Annotated in this window: 20 protein-coding genes; 9 read left to right on the top strand and 11 right to left on the bottom strand. The window is 73.5% G+C overall.

Annotated features, from left to right (window positions below):
• The first annotated feature begins 16 nt into the window (after positions 1-16).
• Together MRQ36_RS10870 and MRQ36_RS10865 are read left to right on the top strand one after the other, a co-directional pair.
• Positions 17-436 carry a VOC family protein gene (locus MRQ36_RS10870; RefSeq protein WP_242794742.1) on the top strand — a complete coding sequence of 140 codons (420 nt, stop codon included), beginning with the start codon at positions 17-19 and terminating at the stop codon, positions 434-436.
• A 67-nt stretch (positions 437-503) separates the two neighbouring features.
• Positions 504-1115, top strand: coding sequence for a histidine phosphatase family protein (locus tag MRQ36_RS10865; RefSeq protein WP_242794741.1), 612 nt, complete (start codon positions 504-506; stop codon positions 1113-1115).
• Positions 1116-1222: 107 nt separating this feature from the next.
• On the opposite strand, the gene MRQ36_RS10860 is transcribed toward MRQ36_RS10865, so the two are convergent.
• Positions 1223-1882, bottom strand: a complete 660-nt coding sequence (locus MRQ36_RS10860; protein ID WP_242794740.1) for a type 1 glutamine amidotransferase domain-containing protein — start codon at positions 1880-1882, stop codon at positions 1223-1225.
• Positions 1883-1954: 72 nt separating this feature from the next.
• Between MRQ36_RS10860 and MRQ36_RS10855 the strand changes: the two genes are divergently transcribed.
• A complete protein-coding gene (locus MRQ36_RS10855) occupies positions 1955-2842 on the top strand; it encodes a LysR family transcriptional regulator (protein WP_242794739.1) in 888 nt (295 codons plus the stop codon).
• Between the two features lie 55 nt (positions 2843-2897).
• Here MRQ36_RS10855 and MRQ36_RS10850 read toward each other — a convergent pair whose 3' ends face one another.
• Positions 2898-3356: a hypothetical protein gene (locus tag MRQ36_RS10850; protein WP_242794738.1), complete on the bottom strand. Its 459-nt coding sequence runs from the start codon at positions 3354-3356 to the stop codon at positions 2898-2900.
• 170 nt (positions 3357-3526) lie between these two features.
• Between MRQ36_RS10850 and MRQ36_RS10845 the strand changes: the two genes are divergently transcribed.
• The 3 genes from MRQ36_RS10845 to MRQ36_RS10835 all read left to right on the top strand — a co-directional run bounded on the left by MRQ36_RS10845 (position 3527) and on the right by MRQ36_RS10835 (position 7467).
• Complete coding sequence (locus MRQ36_RS10845; protein WP_242794737.1) at positions 3527-5923, top strand: M4 family metallopeptidase; 2397 nt, start codon at positions 3527-3529, stop codon at positions 5921-5923.
• Between the two features lie 97 nt (positions 5924-6020).
• Positions 6021-6788: an enoyl-CoA hydratase/isomerase family protein gene (locus tag MRQ36_RS10840; RefSeq protein ID WP_242794736.1), complete on the top strand. Its 768-nt coding sequence runs from the start codon at positions 6021-6023 to the stop codon at positions 6786-6788.
• Between the two features lie 61 nt (positions 6789-6849).
• Positions 6850-7467 (top strand): hypothetical protein, encoded by a 618-nt coding sequence (locus tag MRQ36_RS10835; RefSeq protein ID WP_242794735.1) that lies wholly within the window; start codon positions 6850-6852, stop codon positions 7465-7467.
• 122 nt (positions 7468-7589) lie between these two features.
• Here the strand turns inward: MRQ36_RS10835 and MRQ36_RS10830 are convergent, their stop codons facing one another.
• Together MRQ36_RS10830 and MRQ36_RS10825 are read right to left on the bottom strand one after the other, a co-directional pair.
• A complete protein-coding gene (locus MRQ36_RS10830) occupies positions 7590-8033 on the bottom strand; it encodes an HNH endonuclease (RefSeq protein WP_242794734.1) in 444 nt (147 codons plus the stop codon).
• A 222-nt stretch (positions 8034-8255) separates the two neighbouring features.
• A complete protein-coding gene (locus tag MRQ36_RS10825) occupies positions 8256-9416 on the bottom strand; it encodes a hypothetical protein (RefSeq protein WP_242794733.1) in 1161 nt (386 codons plus the stop codon).
• A 216-nt stretch (positions 9417-9632) separates the two neighbouring features.
• Here MRQ36_RS10825 and adhE point away from each other — a divergent pair, with 216 nt between their 5' ends.
• Positions 9633-12221 (top strand): bifunctional acetaldehyde-CoA/alcohol dehydrogenase, encoded by a 2589-nt coding sequence (gene adhE / locus MRQ36_RS10820; protein WP_242794732.1) that lies wholly within the window; start codon positions 9633-9635, stop codon positions 12219-12221.
• A gap of 48 nt (positions 12222-12269) precedes the next feature.
• Here adhE and MRQ36_RS10815 read toward each other — a convergent pair whose 3' ends face one another.
• A complete protein-coding gene (locus tag MRQ36_RS10815) occupies positions 12270-13796 on the bottom strand; it encodes an FAD-dependent oxidoreductase (protein ID WP_242794731.1) in 1527 nt (508 codons plus the stop codon).
• A 155-nt stretch (positions 13797-13951) separates the two neighbouring features.
• On the bottom strand, positions 13952-14431 hold the full coding sequence (locus MRQ36_RS10810; RefSeq protein WP_242794730.1) for an MSMEG_6728 family protein: 480 nt from the start codon (positions 14429-14431) through the stop codon (positions 13952-13954).
• A gap of 86 nt (positions 14432-14517) precedes the next feature.
• On the opposite strand from MRQ36_RS10810, the gene MRQ36_RS10805 reads away from it, so the two are divergent.
• Positions 14518-16302, top strand: a complete 1785-nt coding sequence (locus MRQ36_RS10805) for an NAD-binding protein (protein ID WP_374249960.1) — start codon at positions 14518-14520, stop codon at positions 16300-16302.
• A gap of 7 nt (positions 16303-16309) precedes the next feature.
• Here MRQ36_RS10805 and MRQ36_RS10800 read toward each other — a convergent pair whose 3' ends face one another.
• Complete coding sequence (locus MRQ36_RS10800) at positions 16310-17554, bottom strand: APC family permease (RefSeq protein ID WP_242794729.1); 1245 nt, start codon at positions 17552-17554, stop codon at positions 16310-16312.
• Positions 17555-17564: 10 nt separating this feature from the next.
• Complete coding sequence (locus MRQ36_RS10795; protein ID WP_242801010.1) at positions 17565-18302, bottom strand: phosphatase PAP2 family protein; 738 nt, start codon at positions 18300-18302, stop codon at positions 17565-17567.
• A 141-nt stretch (positions 18303-18443) separates the two neighbouring features.
• Between MRQ36_RS10795 and MRQ36_RS10790 the strand changes: the two genes are divergently transcribed.
• On the top strand, positions 18444-19655 hold the full coding sequence (locus tag MRQ36_RS10790) for a DUF4032 domain-containing protein (protein ID WP_242794728.1): 1212 nt from the start codon (positions 18444-18446) through the stop codon (positions 19653-19655).
• Between the two features lie 560 nt (positions 19656-20215).
• Here the strand turns inward: MRQ36_RS10790 and nagA are convergent.
• Genes nagA through MRQ36_RS10775 form a run of 3 tightly spaced genes read right to left on the bottom strand, consistent with a single transcriptional unit; the run spans position 20216 to position 23203 of the window.
• Positions 20216-21325, bottom strand: a complete 1110-nt coding sequence (gene nagA / locus MRQ36_RS10785) for an N-acetylglucosamine-6-phosphate deacetylase (RefSeq protein ID WP_242794727.1) — start codon at positions 21323-21325, stop codon at positions 20216-20218.
• 34 nt (positions 21326-21359) lie between these two features.
• Entirely contained in the window at positions 21360-22277 is a 918-nt protein-coding gene (locus tag MRQ36_RS10780; RefSeq protein ID WP_308194799.1) for an ROK family protein, read from the bottom strand.
• On the bottom strand, positions 22274-23203 hold the full coding sequence (locus MRQ36_RS10775) for an SIS domain-containing protein (protein WP_242794726.1): 930 nt from the start codon (positions 23201-23203) through the stop codon (positions 22274-22276). The genes MRQ36_RS10780 and MRQ36_RS10775 overlap by 4 nt, the downstream gene beginning before the upstream one ends.
• Positions 23204-23222: the final 19 nt, after the last annotated feature.

The raw sequence follows: 23222 nt of genomic DNA, 5'->3' as shown, positions 1-23222 counted from the left end.
GTCTAGCGTTCTCGGCATGACGATGAACTCGATTTCCCGCTCCCAGATCTATGTCCTCGACCAGGACGAGGCGCTCGACTTCTATGTCGGCAAGCTCGGCATGGAGGTCAGCGTCGACCAGGACCTCGGCTTCATGCGCTGGCTCACCGTCAACCTCCCCGGTGACCCGAGCCGGGAGATCCTGCTGGAGAAGCCCGGCCCGCCGGCCCTCGACCCGGCCACCGCCGAGCAGGTCCGGGAACTGCTCACCAAGGGGGCGTTGGGCGGCTTCCTCTTCATGACCACGGACGACGCCCACAAGACGTACGAGGAGCTGGTGGCGAAGGGCGTCGACATCACCGACGAGCCGACCGAGCGCCCGTACGGGATCGACTTCGGCATCCGCGACCCGTTCGGCAACAAGATCCGCATCGGCCAGATGTTCGCGAGCGCCTGAGCCGGCGGGGCGGCGCGACCGGTGGGCGCGGGCTAGGCTCGCGCCCACCGATCAGGCGGGGTGGCGAGTGGCGACGCGGGTGCTATATCTGGTCCGGCACGGCGAGCAGGACCGGCCGGAGGCCGGCGCCGACACCGGGCTCACCGACCGGGGCCGGCGGCAGGCGACGCTGCTGGGCGAGCGGCTGCGCCGGACGCCGCTCACGGCCGTCCACCACGGACCGCTCCGCCGGGCCGTGGAGACCGCCGGGCTGGTCACCGCCGCACTGCCCGGTGTCCCGGTGTACGCCGACGAGACGGTCGGTGACCACCTGCCGCACGACACGGACCCGACGGGCCTGCCCCCGGCGTACGCCGGTCTGCTGGCCGGTTTCGACGAGCGCGCCCGGATCGACGGGCCGCGCCGGACGGCGGAGGCGGTGGCCCGGTTCGCCGGTCCGCCGGCCGACGGTGACGTCCGTGAGCTGGTGGTCACGCACGCCTTCCTGATCGCCTGGCTGGTCCGGCACGCGCTGGACGCGCCGGAGGCGCGCTGGCTGGGCCTCAACGTCCACCACTGCGGCCTGACGGTGATCCGCTACAGCTCCGGCGGCCCGCCGACCCTGATCGCCCTCAACGACGCCGCCCACCTCCCGCCGGACCTGCGCGCCACCGGCCTACCCCCCGACTACACCTTCTGACCGCCCTCGTCTCGGCCCCTCTTTCACGGAAAGAGTGGCCATCCGGCGTGGAATGGCCACTCTTTCCGTGAATGTGCGCCCAGCACGCAGGGCGCGGGGACGGTGGGTCAGGCGTTGGTGAGGTTGACGATGGCGTTGGCGAGGGCGCGGGCGGACTGGGGGTTCTGGCCGGTGACGAGGTGGCCGTCCACGACCACGTGCTCGGTGAAGTCGGGGGCGGGGACGTGCTGGGCGCCGGCCTCGGTGAGCTTGTCGGCGAGCAGGAACGGCACCTGGTCGGTCAGGCCGACGGCCGCCTCCTCGGCGTTGGTGAAGCCGGCCACCCGCTTGCCGGCGACCAGGTTGCTGCCGTCGGCGAGCTTCAGGTCGACCAGCGCGGCGGGGCCGTGGCAGACGGCGGCCACCACGCCGCCGCGCTCGTAGATCGAGCGGGCGATCCGGGCCAGGTCCGGGTTGCCCGGGAAGTCCCACATGGCACCGTGGCCACCGGCGAAGACGAGGATGTCGTATCCGGCCGGGTCGACCTCCGCGGCCTTCGGCGTGTTCGCCACGTCGGCGGTGGCGAGGAAGTCGTTCTGCGTCTTGTCGTTCTCGTCCCGGCCGTCCTGGGGCGGCTGTCCGCCGGCCACCGAGACGAGGTCCACGTCATAGCCGGCGGCCCGGAAGACCTCCCACGGCTCGGCGGCCTCGCCCACATAGAAACCGGTCTCGCGGCCGGTCTCGCCGAGCTTGGAGTGGCTGGTCAGAGCGATGAGTGCACGAGTCATGCCCTCTACTCTGGCTCGCGGATCCATAGCTGACCAATAGGCGAACAACACAGCGGCGATAGGTTTGCTGATGTGAAGGCGTCCCTGGACCTGCTCCGCAGCTTCCTCGCCGTGTACCGGTCCGGCTCGGTGACCGGGGCCGCCGAGCTGCTCGGGCTGGCCCAGCCGACGGTCACCGCCCAGCTGCGTGCCCTGGAGGAGGTCGTCGGCCGGCCGCTCTTCGACCGGCTGCCCCGCGGGGTGACCCCCACGGCGGCCGGCGACGAACTGGCCCGCCGGGTCGCCGAGCCGCTGGACCGGCTGGCCGTCGTGCTCGCCGACGACACCACCTCGGCGTACCCCCGGACGGTGTTCCTCGGCGGACCGGCCGAGTTCCTCGCCGAGCGGGCCGTGCCCGCGGTCGCGGGCCTGGTGGGCGCCGGGCTTCAGCTGCGGGTCTCGGCCGGGCTGCCGGACCAGCTCCTGGACGACCTGGTCGCCGGCCGGCTCGACCTGGCGGTCACCAGCGTCCGCCCGCGGCGGCGCGGGCTGACCGTCGAGCCGCTCTACGACGAGGAGTTCGTGCTGGTCGCCGCGCCGAGCTGGGCGGAGCGGCTGCCCGCGCCGGTGACCCCGCAGGCGCTGCGGGACGTGCCGCTGATCGCGTACGCCGAGGAGGCGCCGATCCTGCGCCGGTACTGGCGGACGGTCTTCGACACCCGGCTCACCCGCGCGCCGAGTCTCGTGGTGGCCGACCTGCGGGCGGTACGGGCGGCGGTGCTGGCCGGTGCCGGGGTGAGCGTGCTGCCGACGTACCTCTGCCGGGGTGAGCTGGCCGGCGGCGCGCTGCGCGCGCTGCTGACGCCGTCGGTGTCGCCGCTCAACACGCTCTTCCTCGCCGCTCGTCCCGCGGTGGCCGGCCGGCGGGAGGTCCAGGCCGTCCGCCGCGCCCTGCTCGCCGCGACGGACGACGCCTGGTGAGCTGTTAACAGGGGGCCCCTCCTCTACCGGAGGCGTTAGAGAGGGGCCCCTCCTTTCACGAGGTGGCGCGGGTGAGCAGGTCGGCCACGGCGGCCGTGGTCGGCGGGCGGTCGGGGTCGGTGGGGCAGTCGACGTAGCCGGTGGTGTGGCTGCCCGCCGTGAGCTGGTAGGTGAACGCGTCGGCGCAGTTGGTCGGGGCGGCGGTGTCGGTCGGCTCGGCGGCCAGCTTCGGGTCGGTGGTGAGCCGGCGCAGCGTGTCGAGGTCGGTGGGGGAGAGCTGCCCGGAGCGGGTGGCGCCGGTCTTGTCGGCCACGGTCCAGCGGCCGTCCGGCTCGACGGTGACCGTGTCGCGCAGGCCGGCGATGCCACCGGACTTCGTCAGCACCACCCGGACGGCGGTGGCCGTGGACGAGGCGGCGATCGGGGCCGAGGGGGTGGCATCGGTCGTGGCGCAACCGGTCAGTGCGATGAGAAGAGCGGCGGCGGTGGCCACCACGGCGGGGGTCGGTCTCATGCCGGATCGGACGCACGACAGTGCCGCCCGGTTCCCACACCTGCGCCGCCTCATCCGTTCGGCCAGTGTCTCCGGCAGGAAAGCGCTGCCCCCTTCCACTCCTCTCCGTGTATCGCTATATCTACATGCGTGACTACCCCCGTCACAACTTACCCCCGTCAGGAGGGCCCGTGAAAAGACCCCTCGCGGCCGTCAGCGCAGCGCTGCTCACCAGCGGCGTGCTGACCTGCGTCACCACCACGGCGTACGCGGCAACCCCCAGCGCCCCCGCACCCTCGTCCGCCACAGCTCGGGCGGACAGCCTGCTCCGTGCCCACCCGGGCGCCGTCCAGGGCGTCAGCGGTGAGGCGTACCAGGCCGTCCGCACGAAGGTCGACGCCACCGGCGCGGCGCACACCCGCTACTCCCGGACCTACCACGGTCTGCGGGTCTACGGCGGTGACTTCGTCATCCACACCGCTCCCGACGGCAACCTGGCCGGCACCTCGGTCGGTCTGGCCGCACCGCTGACCCTCGCCACCACCGCCAAGGTCGGCAAGTCGGCGGCGCAGGCGAGCGCGCGCAAGGCGTTCTCCGGTTCGCTCACCGCCGTGGGCACCCCGGAGCTCTTCGTGGACGCCAGCTCGGGCCGAGGCCGGCTCGCCTGGGAGACGGTCGCCTCGGGCATGAAGGCGGACAAGCAGACGCCGTCGAAGCTGCACGTCATCACCGACGCCACCACCGGCAAGGTGATCGGCTCGTACGACGAGATCGAGACGGTGGTCGGCAGCGGCCAGGGCATCTACACGGGCACGGTCAGCATCGACACGACGCTCTCCGGCAGCACCTACTCGATGGTGGACCCGTCGCACGGCAGCGGCCGTACCTGCGACATGAACAACACCACCAGCGGCACCTGCACCACCTTCACCGACGCGGACAACGCGTGGGGCAACGGGTCGAACTCCAACCGGCAGTCCGCCGCCGTGGACGCGCACTTCGGTGCCGCCGAGACCTTCGACTACTACAAGAACGTGCACGGCCGCAACGGCATCTTCGGCAACGGCACCGGCGTGCCGAGCCGGGTGCACTACGGCAGCAACTACGTGAACGCCTTCTGGGACGGCTCCCAGATGACCTACGGCGACGGCTCCGGCAACGCCAAGCCGCTGGTCTCGCTCGACGTGGCCGGCCACGAGATGAGCCACGGCGTCACCGAGGCGCTCGCCGGCCTGACCTACTCCGGTGAGTCCGGCGGTCTCAACGAGGCCACCAGCGACATCTTCGGCAACATGGTGGAGTTCTACTCCAACGCGCCGAGCGACCCGGGCGACTACCAGGTCGGTGAGAAGATCGACATCAACGGCAACGGCACGCCGCTGCGCTACATGTACAACCCGTCGCTGGACGGCTCGTCCGACTCCTGCTGGACCACCAGCACGAAGAACAAGGACGTGCACTACTCCTCCGGCGTGGCGAACCACTTCTTCTTCGACCTCGCCGAGGGCACCGGCGCCACGTCGTACGGCACCTCGCCGGTCTGCGGCTCCGCCCCGGCGGTGACCGGCATCGGCCGCGCCAAGGCGGAGAAGATCTGGTACCGGGCGCTCGACGTGTACTTCACCTCGAACACCTCGTACGTCAACACCACCACCCCGTCGAACACCGCCCGGGCGTACACCCTGAAGGCGGCGACCGACCTGTACGGCAACTGCTCCACCGAGTACAAGGCCGTCCAGGCGGCGTGGACCGCGGTGGCCGTCTCCGGCAACGACGCGCCCTGCTCGTCGACCGGTAACGACTTCTCCGTGGCGCTCTCGCCGACCTCCGGCTCGGTGACCGCCGGTGGTTCCGTCTCCACCACCGTGTCGACCGCGACCACCAGCGGGACCGCGCAGACCGTGTCGTTCTCCGCGACCGGCCTGCCGAGCGGCGCCACCGCGTCGTTCAACCCGACCTCGGTGACCTCGGGCGGCTCGTCCACCCTCACCATCGCCACCTCGGCGAGCACCCCGTCCGGCACGTACACGGTGACCGTCACCGGCGCCGCCACCTCGGGCAGCCACTCGGCCAGCTACACGCTGACCGTGAACGGCACCGGCGGCGGCTGCACCGGCGCCGGCCAGAAGCTCGGCAACCCCGGCTTCGAGTCCGGCAACACCGTCTGGTCGTCCACCTCGGGCGTCATCGGCCAGAACGGGGCCAGCCAGCCGACCCACGGTGGCACCTGGAACGCCTGGCTGAACGGCTACGGCAGCACCCACACCGACACGCTCTCCCAGTCGGTGAGCCTGCCCAGCGGCTGCACCAGCTACAACTTCAGCTTCTGGCTGCACATCGACAGCGCGGAGACCACCACCGGCACCGCGTACGACACGCTCAAGGTGCAGGTGGTCAACTCGGCCGGGACGGTGCTGGCGACCCTGGCCACGTACTCGAACCTGAACAAGGCCACCGGTTACAGCCTGAAGTCCTTCTCGCTGGCCCCGTACGCCGGCCAGACCGTCACCCTGAAGTTCACCGGTGCGGAGGACGTCTCGCTGCAGACCTCCTTCGTGGTGGACGACACCGCGGTCAACGTCTCCTGACGTAGCCGCCCGACCAGGGGCCCGGCGGCCACCCCACGCGGGTGGCCACCGGGCCCCGCCGTTATGGTCGGCCCGACCGGCGGCGCGAGGGGGAGACATGTCGGACGCGGAGCTGACCGTCGAGGTGACCGGCCCGGTGGCGACGGTGGTGATCCGGAACCCGGCCCGCCGCAACGCGATGACCGCGGCCATGTGGCGGCAGCTCCCGGTGCTCCTCGACGCGCTGGAGGCCGACCCGGCGGTGCATGCGCTGGTGCTCACCGGCGCCGACGGCACCTTCTGCGCCGGGGCCGACCTGGGCGACCTGGACGAGCTGCTGGACGCCGGGGACGCCAGCATCGCGGTCACCGCCGAGGAGCGGCTGGCCGGCTTCGGCAAGCCGACCGTCGCCGAGATCCAGGGCGCCTGCGTCGGCGGCGGCTGCCAGCTCGCCGTCGCCTGCGACCTGCGGATCGCCGCGGCGGACGCCCGGTTCGGCGTACCCCCGGCGCGGTTGGGTCTGGTCTATCCCGCGCCGACCACCCACCGGCTGGCCCGGCTGGTCGGCCCGTCGGCCGCCAAGCACCTGCTCTTCACCGGCGAGCTGATCGACGCCGAGCGGGCCCTGCGGGTCGGCCTGGTCGACGAGGTGCTGCCCGGCGACGCGGTGCGGGACCGGGTCGGGGCGATCACCGCCGCGATCGCGCAGCGCTCACGGTTGACCGTGGCGGCGGCCAAGGAGATCGTCGACGGCCGGGCCGACGAGGAGCGGATCGCCTGGTGGCACGGGCAGGTCCGGGCCAGTGGCGAGGCCCGCGAGGGGGTGGCGGCGGCCAACGAGCGCCGCCCGCCGCGCTTCGGCTGGACCCCGCCGGCCACCCACTGACCGCCGTGTGCCCGGCCGCGTTCCGGGGTACGTCGAACCCGTCGACGACCGACGGGGGACCATGATGGACGGTGCCGGGCAGTTCCGGAACGACCGCCGGCGCCTGCTGCGCCGGATCCTGGTGGGCGTCTCCGCCTTCGCCGTACTCTCCCTTCTGGTCGGCCTCCTGGCCGCGTACGGCATTCCGCGCTCGTTCCTGCGGCACGGCGACCCACCCGCACCGGTCGCGGTGACCGGTGGCGTACTCGCCGTGCTCGGCCTGGTCATCGAGGTGGCCGCCCTGGTCCGGGCCGCGCGCAACGGCAGCTACCGGGCCGCCCGGGAGTCGCCGCTGCTGGTGGCCGGGCCGCGCCGCCGCGAGCTGCTCCGGGCGGTCCGGCACGGGGTGGTGCCCAGTGACCACGACCTGCCGGCGCTGCGCGCCGTCGCCGCGCAGCTGACCCGGCAGCGCTGGGTCGTGCCGCTGTTCGGCGGCCTGGTGACGATGCACCTCGGGCAGGCGCTGCTCCAGTTCTCGCCGGCCTTCCTGGCGCTCTTCGTGCTGACCGGCGTCCTGTTCGTCCTCGCCTGCTGGCAGCTACTGCGTGACGCCCGCCGGGGTGAGGCGTTCCTGCGGGCCCACCCGGCCGATTCCCCCGCAGCCCACGACGCCCCGACCGGCACCGGCCCGACGGCATGACGGCACCTGCGCCGATCGCAGGACCGAGCCTCGGGCCCGGTGGTCGGACGGGGTGAGGGCCGGCGGGCGCCGCGCCGGAGGCGTACCTCCGACGCGGCCCCCTGTGCCCGCCGGCCGGTCCGTCACCGCCCGGCGAGCGCGGCCCAGCTCGGCGTCACCGGCTCCCGCCGCAGCGGCATGCCCGCCTCGGCCGGGGTCCGGTCGCCCTTGCGCTGGTTGCACCCGTAGCAGGCGGCGGTGGTGTTCTTCCAGGTGTTCCGGCCGCCGCGGGAGCGGGGCAGGACGTGGTCGACGGTGCTGGCCGGGGCGTCGCAGTACGCGCAGCGCCGGCCGTCGCGGCGCAGCACCCCGGCCCGGGACCAGGCCGGTCCGGCGTTGAACCGCCAACGGGTCACCACGTAGCGGACGAGGCGGACCACCCGTGGCATCGGGAAGACGCCGATCACCTGGTCCGGCTCGGCCTCGTGGATCTCGGCGACCCGCCGGCAGAGCATCCGGATCGCGTGCTGGACGGTGACCCGGTGCAGCGGGCCGAGGTCGGCGTTGACGACGAGGACGGCGTCCACCGGGCACTCCCTTCTCACGTGCGGTGCGGTCCGGACAGCGAAAAGCCGCCCGGTCCGGCGATCGGACGGGCGGCGGGGACGCGTGCGGGCGCACGCGTCAGTCGGGCCACCCGACGGCGGGACCTTCGGCTCGGCAACCGTCGGTGGGCAGCCACGACGGCACGGTGGTGACGTGCGGTAGCGACATCGACGGCTCCCGGAGCGGTGGTTGACCTTGCCCGGTCACCGTAGGTCCGCGCCGGTGAGGCCGGCAACAGATTTCGATCCGCCGGGGACCGGGTGGCGCTGCCGGCGGGCCCGGCCGGCGGCCCGCGCGGCGGCCAGCGGGCGGTTGATCCGGGCCGCCATCTGCACGGTCAGCTCGCTCTCCAGCAGCGGCCGGTTCACCTCGGCGGCCACCGACAGGGCCGGGCCGGAGACGGAGCGCCAGATCGCGGTCAGTCCCGCGCCGAGGCCGACCAGGGCCACGGCCGCCCGGGTGGTGGGGGAGCCGGCCGCCGCGGCGGCGCTCACCCCGACCACGGCCAACAGCACCACCAGCAGGGGTACGAGCACCGGCCAGAAGATCCCCCGGGCCGCCTGCACCACCAGCTTCCGGTCCCGGATGATCAGGTTCCGGGCGACCACCGCCCAGTTCTCCTCGTCGAGCAGGTCGCCCGGGTGCAGCCCGCCGGTCAGCACGCTGCGCCACAGGTCGCCCTGGTTGCGCAGCTCCCGGGCGAGTTCGGGCAGGGCCGCCTCGGTCGGGTCGCCGACGCCTCCCCGGGTGACCGCGCCGGCCCAGTCGGCCAGCGACCGGCGCACCACCGCCGCTGAGTACGCGGGCAGCACGCTGGCCAACTCGTCCAGCCACCGGCTGAGCTGGATCTCTCGGCCGCCGAAGCGGCGGAGGAGCTGGTCGGGGTCGCCGTGCCGGACGGTGTCGGCGAGCGACCGGCCGAGCCGGTAGGCCAACCCGACCCGGTGGTTGGTGGCCATCGTCCAGCGGAGCAGGTCGACGTTCAGCTCGTCCAGGGCGAGCAGCAGCGGCTCCCGGTCCCCGCCGGTGGCGGCGCACGCCCCGGCGGTCGACGGTACGGGCCGGTCCGGGCCGGTCAGCGCGGCGATCTGGCCGAGCGCCACCTCGGTCCCGTCGAGATACATCCGGAGCCGGTCCCGGCCCGGCATCTCGGTCACGTTGGACAGCTTCGCCGGTGCGGTGGCGGGACGCCCGTCGACGGTCAGGTCGGCGGTCTGCGCGTGCTGGTACGCGTCGGCCAGCCACCAGCCCAGCCGTAGCGCGGTGACGATGCACGCCCGCTCGTCCCGGAGCAGCCCGTACGCGTCGTCCCGGGCACCGTCGGGGACGGCCGGTCCGGTGTCCGGTTGCTGCGCTGCCCACATCCTCCCGACCTCCCGTGCCGCCGGTTGATCGGCGTCTGCCGAGCGTAAAGCGGCTCAGATGGCCTTTGTGGTGATTCGCGTATCCCGACGAATGGGACGGAACGCGGGACGGGACCTTCGGCAGCGGTCCACCGGGTCCTTCCGCACCACCGCCACGCCGCCGGACCGCCGAGTCTGAAACTGCCCCTGACGCCACAACCGCCGAGGTGAGAGAGCATGTCCACCGAACTCGACGTCATGATCGACAGCCTGGTCGCCGACGGTCTGAAAGCGCTCGCCGACTACGACCGGTTCACCCAGGAGCAGGTCGACCACATCGTCCGGAAGGCGTCCGTGGCCGCCCTCGACCGGCACGCCGCGCTCGCCCGACTCGCCGTCGACGAGACCGGACGCGGCGTCTTCGAGGACAAGGCCGTCAAGAACATCTTCGCCTGCGAGCACGTCACGCACTCGATGGCGACGCTGAAGACGGTCGGCGTCATCAGCCGGGACGAGATCAACGGGATCGTCGAGATCGCCGACCCGGTGGGCGTGATCGCCGGCATCACGCCCGTCACCAACCCCACCTCCACCACCATCTTCAAGGCGTTGCTCGCGTTGAAGACCCGCAACCCGATCGTCTTCGCGTTCCACCCCTCGGCGCAGCGGTGCAGCGTCGAGGCGGCCCGCACCGTGCGCGACGCGGCCGTCGCCGCCGGGGCGCCCGCACACTGCATCCAGTGGATCGACCAGCCGTCGGTCGAGGCGACCACCGCGCTGATGCATCACCCCGGCATCGCCACGATCCTCGCCACCGGCGGCAACAGCATGGTCCGGGCGGCGTACTCGGCGGGGAAGCCGGCGCTCGGCGTCGGGGCCGGCAACGTGCCCGCCTATGTCGAGGCGAGCGCGAAACTGAAGCGGGCCGTCAACGACATCGTGCTCTCCAAGGCGTTCGACAACGGCATGATCTGCGCCTCGGAACAGGCCGCCATCGTCGACGAGGCGATCTGGGACGCCGCGCTGGACGAGTTCCGGACGCTGCACGCGTACGTGGCCACGGCCGAGGACAAGCGCCGGCTGGAGGCGTTGCTCTTCCCCAACGGCCGGCTCAACCCGGACGTCGTGGGGCGGACCGCCGAATGGATCGCGGAGGCCGCCGGGATGACGGTGCCGCCGCGTACCTCGATCATCCTGGCGGAGGTGGGCGGCGTCGGCCCCGACGAGCCGCTCACCCGCGAGAAGCTCTGCCCGGTCCTCGCCGTGCTGCGCGCCGGCACCCGCGAGCAGGGCCTGACCTACGCCCAGCAGATGGTGGAGTTCCACGGCCTCGGGCACAGCGCGGTCATCCACACCGAGGACGAGAAGCTGGTCGAGGAGTTCGGCCAGCGGATCAAGGCGGTCCGGATCATCTGGAACTCGCCGGCCTCGCAGGGCGGCATCGGCGACATGTACAACGCCTTCCTGCCCTCGCTCACCCTCGGCTGCGGCAGCTACGGCCGGAACTCGGTCTCCAACAACGTCTCCGCGGTCAACCTGATCAACATCAAGCGGATCGGCCGGCGGACCAACAACATGCAGTGGTTCAAGGTCCCCTCGAAGATCTACTTCGAGCCGAACGCGCTCCGCTACCTCGCCGAGATGCCGGACGTGCACCGGGTCACCGTGGTCACCGACGCCACCATGACCCGGCTGGGCTTCGTCGACCGGGTCAACCGGATCCTGCAACGCCGGGCCGAGAAGATCGCCCTCCAGATCATCGACGACGTGGAGCCCGAGCCGAGTGTCACCACCGTCGACCGAGGCGCCGCGCTGATGCGGGCCTTCCGGCCGGACACCATCGTCGCCCTCGGCGGCGGCTCGGCCATGGACGCGGCCAAGGTGATGTGGCTGAAGTACGAGCACCCGGAGGTCGTCTTCGACGACATGCGGGAGAAGTTCTTCGACATCCGCAAGCGGGCCTTCACCTTCCCCAACCTCGGGGAGAAGGCGCGGCTGGTGTGCGTACCGACCACGTCGGGCACCGGGGCGGAGGTGACCCCGTTCGCGGTCATCACCGACCACCGCACCGGCAAGAAGTACCCGCTCGCCGACTACGCGCTCACCCCCACCGTCGCCATCGTCGACCCGGTGCTGACCGCCAGCATGCCGCGCGCCATCGCCGCCGACAGCGGCTTCGACGCGCTCACCCACGCCATCGAGGCGTACGTGTCGGTGTATGCCAACGACTTCACCGACGGGCCGGCCCTGCACGCCATCCGGCTGATCTTCGCCAACCTGGAACTCTCGGTGGTCAACGGCGACGACGAGGCCCGGGAGCGGATGCACAACGCCGGCACCATCGCCGGGATGGCCTTCGGCAGCGCCTTTCTCGGCATCGTGCACGCCATGTCGCACACCCTCGGCGCGACCTTCCACATCGCCCACGGGCGGACCAACGCGGTGCTGCTGCCGCACGTCATCCGCTACAACGGCACCGTCCCGTCGAAGCTCTCCGGCTGGCCCAGGTACGAGAGCTACCGGGCGCCCGAGCGCTTCGCCGAGATCGCCCGGCTGCTCGGCCTGCCCGCCGCTACGCCGGCCGAGGGGGTGGCGTCCCTCGCCGACGCGGTGGAACGGCTCCGCGACGCCGTCGGCATCGAGCCGTCCTTCGCCCGGATCGGGGTGGACGAGCAGGAGTTCATGGCGGCACTGCCGCAGCAGGCGCTGAACGCGTATGAGGACCAGTGCGCGCCGGCCAACCCGCGGATGCCGATGCTGGAAGACATGCAGCAACTCATGCGGGCCGCGTACCACGGCACCCGGTGGGACGGCGTGACCCGCTGAGGCCGCGGGCCCCCGGTCGACATCGCCGCGTCGACCGGGGGCCCTGCCTCACTTCCGGGCGAGCAGACCACGGGGGCGGATCGAGCGGACCGGTTCGGCCGCACCGCCCGCCGCCCGCAGGATGTGGTTCGCGGCGATGATGCCGGTGGCCGCCGAGCGTTCCATCAGGGCGCTCGGGAACTCCGTCCGGATGCCGTCCCCGGCCAGATAGAGGCCGTCGGCGTCGGTGCGTACGCCGGGCCGCCAGGCGTCGCTGCCCGGGGTGAACGCGGGCGCCTGCGCCTCCACCCGGGCGCGTAGTTCCCGCACCCGCAGGTCGGCCGCCTCCGGCCAGAGCCGGGTCAGCTCCACCCGCATCCGCTCGGCCAGCTCCTCTGCCGGCACGTCCGGCTCGCAGGCGTACGCGTGCAGTTCGACGACCGAACCGCCGGTGCGCTCGGCCCAGCGCCGCGACTCGTTCTCCAGCCGGTGGTAGAGGGTCACCGAGTCGAGCGTGGGCTGCCGGGACACCCCGCTGAACACGGCCCGGTCGGCGCGCACGTCGCCGTCCATCCAGTAGCGCGCCACCGCGTACGGCGGCCCGGGCCGGCCGAACGCGGGCATCCGCTCCACCAGCTGCGGTGCCACGGCGACCAGGCCGGGGGAGGCGGCGACCAGCGCGGCCAGCGCGGGCGGGTCGACGGCGAGCACGACGTGCCCGGCCCGGTACGACGACCCGTCCGCGACGGTGACCTGCCAGCCCTCCGGGCCGTGGTCCAGCCGGGTGGCGGCGGCACCGGTGAGCACCCGACCACCGTGCTCCGACACGTGCCGGGTCAGCGGCTCCCAGATCGCCGTCGCGTAGTCCTCGTCGGGGCAGTCGAAGGCCAGCCCCTCCGGGTTGCCGAGCAGATAGAAGTGGAACTGGGCGATCATCTCGGCGGCCGACATCTCCGCCTCGTGGTTGAAGAACGAGTGCGAGAAGACCTCGAAGAGCATCGCCCGCGCCCGGTCCGGCAGCTTCAGCGAGCTGAGCAGCTCGTCGGCGGTGGTGTCGTCGAACTCGGCGTAGGTGCGGACCGGGTCGTAGCTGAGCAGCGGCAGCGCGGCGTCCCGGTCCATCCCGCGCAGGTCGGCCAGGCGCAGGCTGGGACTGCGCAGCAGCAGGGCCAGCAGGTTCGCCGGCGGGGCGGGCGGCAACTTGCCGAACTCCTCCGTCGGCCACTGCTCGCTCAAAATTGGATAACCGGGGATCGGCTTGAGGAAGCCCAGCCCCGGGTCGACCCGGCGCAGGATCGACCGCCAGTTGTAGTACTGCCGGAAGAAGGCGTGGAAACCGTGCTCGTTGCGCTGCTCGCCGTCGGGCAGCGCCTCCGGCCAGGCACCCAGCCGGCCGCCCAGCGTCGGGGCGGCCTCCAGCACGGTCACGTCCACGCCGCGCTCGGCGAGCACCACCGCCGCCGACATGCCGGCGATGCCGCCACCCACCACGACCGCCGTCGTGGGGCGCGGCACCCGGTCCGCGCCGCCACCGCCCGGGTCCACCACGTGCTCCCGTACGCCGATCAGCCGGCCGACCACTTGCGACAGCGCCATGAGCACCTCTCCTGGATCACGGGTCCCCCAGTCTGCCCGAGATGCAAGGAGGGGGCCCCTGTTAACGCCTCGCGTTGTACAGGGGCCCCCTGTTAACACCGCCCGTTAATAAGGGTCCCGTGCTCTACCGGAGGCGTTAAGAAGGGGCCCTTCCTTCAGGGCAGGCAGCGGCGGGGGCGGTCGGACGGCGGCCAGACGTACTCCAGGTCGGGTGGGGTGTCGGGGAACTGCGGGGCGTAGTGGCCGGGGTCCTTGCGCAGCAGCGAGGAGCGGTGGCTGCGGTGCAGGTCGTCGCGGCCCAGCCAGGGCGGCAGCTCGCCGGCCCCGGCCAGCTCCGCCTGGGTGCGGACCACGTCGATGCCGCAGGCGGTGGCGAGATCGGTGACCATGGTCGCCGCGCAGGTGTCCGCCCGGCCTGGTTCGCACCACACGGCGCACATGTCCAGCCCGTACCGGGTCAGCGCCTCCTCGTACCCGGCCCACATCTTCACCGCCGGATGGTTGCGCCAGCCGTAGTCCGGCCGGGTCAGCCCACGCAGCACCTGGATGCTCTCCACCCGCTGCTTGCCCAGGCGCTTCTGGTCCAGCGTCCGGGCGCTCGCCAGGAAGTCCGGGTACGGCAGGAACGTCTGCATGCCGCTGCTCTACCCGCCAGGGCGGACGCCATGCGTTCATGATCGCGGGGCTGCGCGGGCTGCGAGCGGCTGACTACCATCCGGGCATGGCCGACCCGCTGCGCGACCGTGCCCGCCGCGCCACCGGCTGGCGGCTGCGGATGAACGGCGACGCCCGCCCGCACTACGTGGTCTGCGGCTCCGACCCGCTCGCCTACTGGGTGGTCCGGTCGCTGCTGGCCACCGAGACGCCCGCCGGTCAGGTGCGGGTCACCCTGGTCGTACCGGAGCGGCGGCGCTCCGACGGGCCGGACGGGCGGGACCTCGACGGTGTCCAGGTGATCACCGCCGCCCGGCTGGACGAGGCGACCTTCCGCCGGGCCGGGCTGGCCGGTGCGGACGGCTTGGCCCTGCTGCACCAGGACGACGTGGGCAACATGCACGCGGCGCTCTGCGCCCAGGAGGTCGAGCCCCGGCTGCGCCTGGTGGTCCGCATGTTCAACACCAGCCTGGCGAACGGCGTACGGCAGCTCTTCCCGGACTCGGCGGTGCTCTCCGACGCGTCGATGGCCGCCCCGGCGTTCGTCGCCGCCGCGCTCGGCGAGGTCGCGCCCACCCACTTCCGGCACGGCGGACGCACCCTCTACGTGGCCCGCCGCGCCGACGTACGCCCGGCCGACGTCGTCTGCGGGCTGGCCGTGACCACCGACCCGGCACCGGCCCGGTTGCTGCCGGCGGACCAGGCGACGGCCGACCTGGTGCTCGCCGAGGCGACCGGGCAGCCGCCCGGCACCGAACTGGCCGCCCGCCGGCTGGTCCGGGCCCGGCGGCGCCGGCAGCCGGTGGTGGTGCTGCTGCGGGCGGTCCGCAGCTTCGCCACCCGCAAGATCGGCATGGCGGTGCTCCTGCTGCTCGGGGTGATCGCCCTGCTCGGCTGGCTGAACTCCCGTGCCTCCGGCGTCGACTGGGCCGAGGCGCTCTATCTGACCCTGGTCACCACGCTCAGCGGTCAGGACCCGGACGTCCACAAGCCGGCCGCCGCGCAGGTCATGCAGGTGGTGCTCAACCTCGCCGGGCTGGCGCTGATCCCGCTGATCACCGCGGTGGTGGTGGACGGCATCGTGAACGCCCGGCTGGCCCTGCACGCCGGCCGGATCCAACCGGCCCGGGCCGGTCACGTGGTGGTGGTCGGGCTCGGCAACATCGGCACCCGGGTGATGGCCCAGCTGCAGGACTTCGGCGTCGAGGTGGTGACGATCGACAAGGACCCGGACGCCCGGGGCGCACCGCTGGCGCACCGGCTGGGCGTACCGCTGATCGTCGGGGACGCCGGGCTGGAGGAGACGCTCCGGGCCGCCTCGGTCGACACCTGCCAGGCGCTCGTGGTGGTCTCCACCGACGACGGCACCAACCTGCGGGCCGCCTTGAACGCCCGTTCGCTCAACGCCGACCTGCGGGTGGTGCTGCGCCTCTTCGACGGCGACTTCGCCGAGCGGATCCAGAAGGCGTTCGGCATCGGCATCTCGCGCAGCGTGTCCTACCTGGCGGCGCCCTCGTTCGTGGCGGCGCTGCTGGACCGGGCGGTGATCGCCACCATCCCGGTCGGCCGGCACGCCCTGCTGGTCACCGAGGTGCCGGTGGTGGCCGGTTCCGCGCTGGACGGCCGCCCGCTCGCGGCGGTGAACCGGCCCGGCGAGGTACGGCTGCTGGCGTACACCCGGGCGGGGCAGAAGGCCGACTGGACCGCCGACCCGCGCATGATGATCTCGGCGGGGGACCGGTTGACCGTGGTGGCCCGGCGGGCCGGGCTGAGCGCCCTGCTCCGCGAGACCTCCCCCGCCCCGCCCCCCGCCCCGGCCGGCACACCCGTGCCGAGACAGCCGGAGGAGTGACACCGGGTCAGGCCCGTCGGGTGACGGCGTGGCGGAGGGCGTACCCGGCAGCGCCGAGGGCGAGGACGCCGAAGCCGGCGAGCACGCTGGCCGTGGGCAGGCTGACCGCCAGCACCAGGCAGCCGACCAGTCCCAGGGCGGCGAGCAGCTGCACCGGCGTCCGCCGTCCCGGCTCCCGGCCGAGGGTGAGCGCGGAGGCGTTGGCGATCGCGTAGTAGACCAGCACCGTGCAGCTGGAGAAGCCGATCGCGCTGCGGACGTCGCCGAGCGCCACCACCACGACCACCACGGCGGCGACCGCCACCTCGGCGCGGTGCGGCACCCCGTACCGGGGGTGCACGGCGGCCAGCCCGTGGGGCAGGTCGCGGCGGCGGGCCATCGCGAGGGTCGTCCGGCCCACCCCGGCGAGCAGGGAGAGCAGCACCCCGGTCACCGCCACGGTCGCGCCGGCCCGGACCACCCAGGCCAGGCCGGGCAGCCCGGCGGCGGTCACCACGTCGGCCAGCGGCGCGGTCGAGGCGGCCAGCCGGTCCTCGCCGAGCACGCCCAGCGCGACGACGGCCAGCACCAGGTAGATCGCCAGCACCGTACCCAGGGCCAGCGGCACCGCGCGGGGGATGGTCCGGGCCGGGTCGCGGACCTCCTCGCCCAGGGTGGCGATCCGGGCGTACCCGGCGAAGGCGAAGAAGAGCAGCCCGGCAGCGGTGAGCACGCCCCGGATCCCGGTGCCGGCCAGACCGTCCAGCCGGTCCACCGCGACGTGCGGCGCACCGGTCACCGCGACCAACGTGAGCACCGACAGCACGACGGCGACCAGCGCGCACGTCGCCATCGCGGTCTTGCCGATGCCGCGCAGGTTCACCGCGGTCACCGCCACCACCGCCACGACCGCGACGAGCCGCGCCCGGCCGGGCCAGAGGTACGCCCCGATGGTCAACGCCATCGCCGCGCAGCTCGCCGTCTTGCCGACCACGAATCCCCAGCCGGCGACGAAGCCGGCGAACGGGTGCAGCCGTTCCCGGCCGTAGACGTAGGTGCCGCCGGACTCCGGGTAGCGGGCGGCCAGCCGCGCCGAGCTGGTCGCGTTGCACCAGGCGATGAAGCCGGCCAGGGCCAGCGCGACGAGCACTCCGGCCCCACCGGCCGCCGCCGCGGCCGGGGCGAAGACCACGAAGACGCCCGCGCCGAGCATCGACCCCAGACCGATGACCACCGCATCGGGTACGCCCAGCCGCCGCCGCAGTTCGTCCACGGTCCGGACCCTAGGGGTACGAGGTGAACGGCCGGTTCCAGTTCCGGAACCTGCCCGGCAGGGGCAGGTCGTCCCAGGGCACCCGGCGCAGGATCCGGTCCAGCAGCAGCCCCAGCAGCAGCCCGGCGACCGAGTCGGTCAGCCAGTGCCAGCCCAGGTAGGTGGTGGTGCCGAGCACGATCACCGGCGGCAGCACCCGGACCAGGGTGACCAGGTGGGGCGGGACCGTCCGGCCGAAGCTGGCCAGCAGCGGACCGAGCAGCAGCGCGAGCACGCCGTACCAGACGATGGCGTTGGCGACGTGCCCGGACGGGTACGACTGGGCGTAGCTCACCGGCAGGTCGTGCTGGAACAGCGGCAGCGTCCGGTCCGGCGGCAGAAACGGCTCCTTGACGCTGGCGGTGGGTGCCGGTCGGGCGGTCCACACCTTCAGCGGGCCGATGGTCAGGAAGGTGAGCACGAACGCGGTCACCGGCGGCAGCACCGGGCGGACCGACCGGAGCCGGACCGCCAGCAGCACGCCCAGCCCGGCGGCGAGCAGTGTCAGCGGGGTGCCCTGGCCCAGGTAGTTGAGGATCATGGCGAGCCAACGGGCCGCGGTCGGCCGGTGGGCCCCCGCCCAGTCGGCGACCGCCCGGTCCAGGCCGAACAGGTGGCCGGTGGCGAGCGCCACGGTCAGCGCGACGAGGGCGGCCAGCAGGGCCGCGTCCCACCACCAGCCGGCCGGTCGGACGGGGCGGAGTCGCAGCTTCTCGCGTACCCCCGAGGTCTGGCGCACGCGACCACGCTACCGGCCGCGGGCGGTGCCGGAGCCGCGCGGGCGTCGATCGCTGTGTGCCGGCCCACGAAGGGAAGCGCTCCGGCGGGGTGAGCCGGCACACTTGTCCCCGTGCGGATCACCTCGGCTCTCGTCGACCCGGCGCTGCTCGACCTTCCCTGGTCGACCCCGCTGGAGGAGTGGCCTGCCCAGCACCTGGTCGCGCTGCCGCAGGGCATCTCGCGGCACATCGTGCGCTTCGTCCGCCTCGGCGACTACGTGTACGCGTTCAAGGAGACCCGCGAGCGGATCGCCGAGCGGGAGTACGACCTGCTCCGCGCCCTGGAACGGATCGACTTCCCGTCGGTCGAGGCGGTGGCGGTCGTCGCCGACCGGCAGACCGACGACGGGGAGCCGCTGGAGTCGGTGCTGATCACCCGGCACCTGCAGTTCTCGCTGCCCTACCGGGCGCTCTTCTCCAACACGCTCCGGCCGGAGACGATGAACCGGCTGCTGGACGCGCTCGCCGCGCTGATCGTACGGATGCACCTGACCGGTTTCTTCTGGGGCGACTGCTCGCTGTCGAACACGCTGTTCCGCCGGGACGCGGGTGCCTTCGCCGCCTACCTGGTGGACGCCGAGACGGGGGCGCTGCACACCTCGCTCTCCGAGGGCCAGCGCGGCGAGGACCTGGAGATCGCGCGGGTCAACATCTTCGGTGAGGCGCTGGACCTGCAGGCCGCCGGGCTGCTGCACGAGTCGATCGACCCGGAGGTGGTCTGCGAGGAGGTCGTGGCCCGCTACGAGCGGCTCTGGCACGAGATCACCTACGAGCAGCAGATCGAGCGGGAGGCCCGGCACGACATCGAGGGCCGGATCCGCCGCCTCAACGAGCTGGGCTTCGACGTCGCCGAGGTGGCCATGTCGACCGCCGACAACGGGCGTTACCTGGTTCGGCCCAAGGTGGTCGACGCCGGCTACCACACCCGTCGGCTGCTCCGGCTGACCGGCCTGGACGCCGAGGAGAACCAGGCCCGGCGGCTCCTCAACGACCTGGACGCCTACCGGGTGGAGAGCGACCTGGTCGACGAGCAGCAGGCCGCGCACCGCTGGCTCACCGAGGTCTTCGAGCCGGTGGTCCGGGCGGTGCCGGCGCACCTGCGCCGCAAGCTGGAGCCGCAGGAGCTCTTCGCGCAGATCATCGAGCACAAGTGGCTGCTCTCCGAGCAGGCCGGCCGGGACGTGGGCATGCGCCAGGCGGTGCACTCCTATCTGGCGGACGTGCTGGTGCACCGCCCCGACGAGCAGGCCGTCCTCGGCGTCGAGGTGCCCACCGCCGGCTGACCCGGCTGGTTGGCGGGCGCCCCCTGTTGGGCCCGCGGCTGGTTGACGTGCGCTCGGTTGGCGGGCTGCGGCCGCTCACAGTGTCGTTGCCGGCCCGGCACCTGGCCCGATCGACCGTTCCGCGATGGTCCTGCGAGCTGCGAGCGGCGGGGACACGCGCTGCGTCCGCCGGCCGTGGCGGCGCCTCTCGTGTCGCCTACGAGTTTGATGACGTAAATGAATCGCGGGCCGCTGCCCGGCTCGGCCCTTCCCGACCCTGCCGGGTGATTCATCAACGTCATCAAACTCGTAGCGTCCATTGAGTACTCACCCACGAGGACGGCGGGCGACAGCACCGGACCGACGTTCTTGCACCACCCGACGATCCGCGACCAGCGCGGCGCGGCGCGCCGTCGCCACCACCATGGCGGCACGCCGGACTGCCGTCGTCACCACCACGGCGGGCACGCCAGCCCGATCGTCACAGCATCACGTCAGGATCGCCACGCCAGCACCGTCACGCCAGGAACGGCCGGGGTACGTGGCGTCGATCGTGGTCGCGTGACCCCCGCCTCGCAGCGTCACTCCACCCAGGCGCCCGCGCGCATCACCCGCACCACGTTCAGGTCGTCGTCGAGCACGACGAGGTCGGCGCGGAGGCCGGCCTGGAGGGTGCCCACCTGGTCGCCGAGGCCGATGGCCCGGGCCGGGGTGGTGGCCACCATCCGGCAGGCGTCGGGCAGCGGGACGCCGGCCGCCACGGCGTGCCGGAGGGCGGCGTCCATGGTGAGGGTGCTGCCGGCGATCGCCCCGCCGTCGGTCAACCGGGCCACCCCGTCGGCCACGGTGACGGCCTGACCACCGAGTTCGTACTCGCCGTCGGGCATGCCGGCGGCGGCCATCGCGTCGGTGATCAGCGCGGCCCGCTCCGGGCCGGCGACGGAGGTGGCGAAGCCGAGCATGCCGTCGTGCAGGTGGACGCCGTCGGCGACCAGCTCGCAGACCACGTTCGGGGCCTCCAGCAGGGCCACCACCGGTCCGGGCTCCCGGTGGTGCACCGGGCGCATGCCGTTGAACAGGTGGGTGCCGACGCTCGCGCCCGCCGCCACGGCGGCCCGGGTCTGCGCCCAGGTGGCGTCGGTGTGGCCGACCGCGGCGACCACGCCGTGCGAGACGAGCAGCTTGATCGCGTCCAGCGCCCCGTCCCGCTCGGGGGCGACGGTCACCATCCGGACCGCGCCGCCGCCCAGCTCGACCAGCTCGGCCAGTTCGTCGGTGGACGGGTCGCGGAGGAACTCGGGGTTCTGCGCGCCGCAGCGGGCCGCCGACAGGTAGGGACCCTCGAAGTGGACGCCGGCCAGCACCCCCGAGGAGACCAGCGGTCGGTAGGCGGCGGTGGCGTCCCGCATCAGCTCGAACGGGGAGCTGACCAGGCTGGCCAGCAGGGTGGTGGTGCCGTGGCCGAGGTGGAACGCGGCGGCCTGTCGGGCCGAGTCGGCGTCGCCGGTGGTGAAGGTGTGCCCGCCGCCCCCGTGGGTGTGCATGTCCACGAAGCCGGGGACGATCCAGTGCCCGTCGCGCACCGACGGGTATTCGGCGACCGCCCGGATCCGATCACCGGCGACCTCCACGCAACCCTGCCGGATCACGCCGGTCGGGGTCACCACCTTCCCGGTCACCCGCAGGGTCATCAGCTCTCTCCTCGTGGTCGGGGGTGGGGGCAGCTCAGGGTAGGGCGTCGAGGGCCAGCAGCGCCGCACCGAGGCAGCCGGCCTCGTCGCCGAGGGCCGCACCGACCAGGCGCGGTTCCCGGTGGAAGGTCATCCGCTCGTGCAGCGCGACGCGCAGCGGGTCCAGCAGGCGGGGACCGGCCTGGGCGAGTCCACCGCCGATGACCACGGTCTCCACGTCGAAGAGGGCCTGCCCGGTGGCGAGTCCGTCGGCGAGTGCCGCCACGGTCTCCTGCCAGACCCGGGCCGCCGCGGGCTCGCCGGCTGCGGCCCGGTCCGCCACCTCGGCCGCCGTCACCGGGTCGCCGGTCAGCTCGGCGTAGCGGCGGGCCACCGCGGCGGCCGACGCCACCGCCTCCAGGCAGCCGGGGCGACCGCAGCCGCAGCGCGGGCCGTCGGGGCGTACCAGGATGTGGCCGATCTCGCCGGCGGCGCCGTGCGCCCCGGTGGCGGCCGACCCGTCGACCACGTGGGCGGCGGCGATGCCGGTGCCGATCGCGACGAAGAGCACGTGGCCGGTGCCGCGTCCGGCGCCGAGCCGGGCCTCGGCCAGGCCGCCGACGCGCACGTCGTGACCGAGCGCCGTCGGCAGGCCGAGCCGCGCCGCCGCCAGCTCCCGCAGCGGTACGTCCCGGAAGCCCACGTTCGCCGACCAGACCGCCACCCCGCGGGCCTCGTCGACCACGCCCGGCACGGCGATGCCGCAGGCCACCGGGGTCAGGTCGGCGGCGCGGGCCTTGCCGGCCAGCCCCTCGGCCACCTCGAGGATCGTGTCGACCACCGCGTCCGGTCCGCGCCCGGCGTCGGTGGGGTGGCGCTCGGTGTGCACGGTGCTGCCGTCCGGGCGGACCAGGGCGCACTTCATCCCGGTGCCGCCCACGTCCAGTGCGACGACGACGCTCCGATCGGTCACGCGAGGACCACGGAGCGGGTCAGGTGGCGGGGCGCGTCCGGGTCGAGGCCCCGGCTGGTGGCCAGCGCGACGGCGAAGCGCTGGGCCAGGATCAGGTCGGCCATCGGGTCGACCGGGGTACGTCCCGCCGCCCAACTGGTCAGCACGGTGCGGCAGCCGTGGGTGCGGCTGTGCACGAAGGTGGCGCCGGTGGCCGCGACGTCCTCGGGCAGCCCGTCCGGGATCCCGCCGAACGCCCAGACCAGCCGGCCCGGCGCGCCCACCGAGATGGGACCGTGCCGGTAGTCCATGGCCGGGTACGCCTCGGCCCAGAAGGTGGCCGCCTCGCGGCACTTCAGCGCGGCCTCCTGGGCGAGCCCGACGGTCCAGCCGCGACCGAGGAAGGTGACCTGCTCGATCCGGGCCGGGTCGATCGGCAGCGGGGCCCGGACGGCCACCTCGGCGTCGGCGGCGAGCCGGCCGATGTCGTCACCGAGGTGGGCGCGGAGCAGCGCCAGCGCGGTGGTGGCGAAGCGGGTCTGCACCACCGACCGCTCGTCGGCGAAGGGCATGGTGACCGCCGCGTCGGCCAGCTCGACGGCGGGGGAGTCGGGGTCGCCGACGAGGACCGTGGTCGGCACCCGGCCGCGCAGCGCGCCGAGCAGCTCCAGCACCTCGGTGGTGGTGCCGGAGCGGGTGATCGCGATGAGCCGGTCGTAGCGCCGCCCGGTGGGGAACTCGGAGGCCTGGAAGGCGTCGGTCTCGCCCTGGCCGGCGTGCTCGCGCAGCCCGGCGTACGCCGAGGCCATGAACCACGACGTGCCGCAACCGACGACGGCGACCCGCTCGCCCGGGCGCGGCAGGCGGTCGGCGACGGTCGGGGCGAGCTGCGCCGCCTCCCGCCAGCAGTCGGGCTGGCTCGCGATCTCCGCGTGCACGTACGCCATGACAACTCCTTGCCGGAGA

Origin of the sequence: Micromonospora sp. R77, assembly GCF_022747945.1 — a bacterium.
GTDB lineage: Bacteria > Actinomycetota > Actinomycetes > Mycobacteriales > Micromonosporaceae > Micromonospora.
The sequence above is the reverse complement of the archived record's forward strand: the minus strand, read 5'-3'. Positions and strand labels throughout refer to the sequence as shown.

Bases quoted from the DNA above. Each gene is read 5' to 3' on its own strand.
- MRQ36_RS10805 (WP_374249960.1), top strand. From the start codon at position 14,518: ATGGCCGACCCGCTGCGCGACCGTGCCCGCCGCGCCACCGGCTGGCGG.
- MRQ36_RS10850 (WP_242794738.1), bottom strand. From the start codon at position 3,356: ATGAGACCGACCCCCGCCGTGGTGGCCACCGCCGCCGCTCTTCTCATC.
- MRQ36_RS10840 (WP_242794736.1), top strand. From the start codon at position 6,021: ATGTCGGACGCGGAGCTGACCGTCGAGGTGACCGGCCCGGTGGCGACG.
- nagA (WP_242794727.1), bottom strand. From the start codon at position 21,325: ATGACCCTGCGGGTGACCGGGAAGGTGGTGACCCCGACCGGCGTGATC.
- MRQ36_RS10860 (WP_242794740.1), bottom strand. From the start codon at position 1,882: ATGACTCGTGCACTCATCGCTCTGACCAGCCACTCCAAGCTCGGCGAG.
- adhE (WP_242794732.1), top strand. From the start codon at position 9,633: ATGTCCACCGAACTCGACGTCATGATCGACAGCCTGGTCGCCGACGGT.
- MRQ36_RS10815 (WP_242794731.1), bottom strand. From the start codon at position 13,796: ATGGCGCTGTCGCAAGTGGTCGGCCGGCTGATCGGCGTACGGGAGCAC.
- MRQ36_RS10810 (WP_242794730.1), bottom strand. From the start codon at position 14,431: ATGCAGACGTTCCTGCCGTACCCGGACTTCCTGGCGAGCGCCCGGACG.
- MRQ36_RS10775 (WP_242794726.1), bottom strand. From the start codon at position 23,203: ATGGCGTACGTGCACGCGGAGATCGCGAGCCAGCCCGACTGCTGGCGG.
- MRQ36_RS10835 (WP_242794735.1), top strand. From the start codon at position 6,850: ATGATGGACGGTGCCGGGCAGTTCCGGAACGACCGCCGGCGCCTGCTG.
- MRQ36_RS10825 (WP_242794733.1), bottom strand. From the start codon at position 9,416: ATGTGGGCAGCGCAGCAACCGGACACCGGACCGGCCGTCCCCGACGGT.
- MRQ36_RS10870 (WP_242794742.1), top strand. From the start codon at position 17: ATGACGATGAACTCGATTTCCCGCTCCCAGATCTATGTCCTCGACCAG.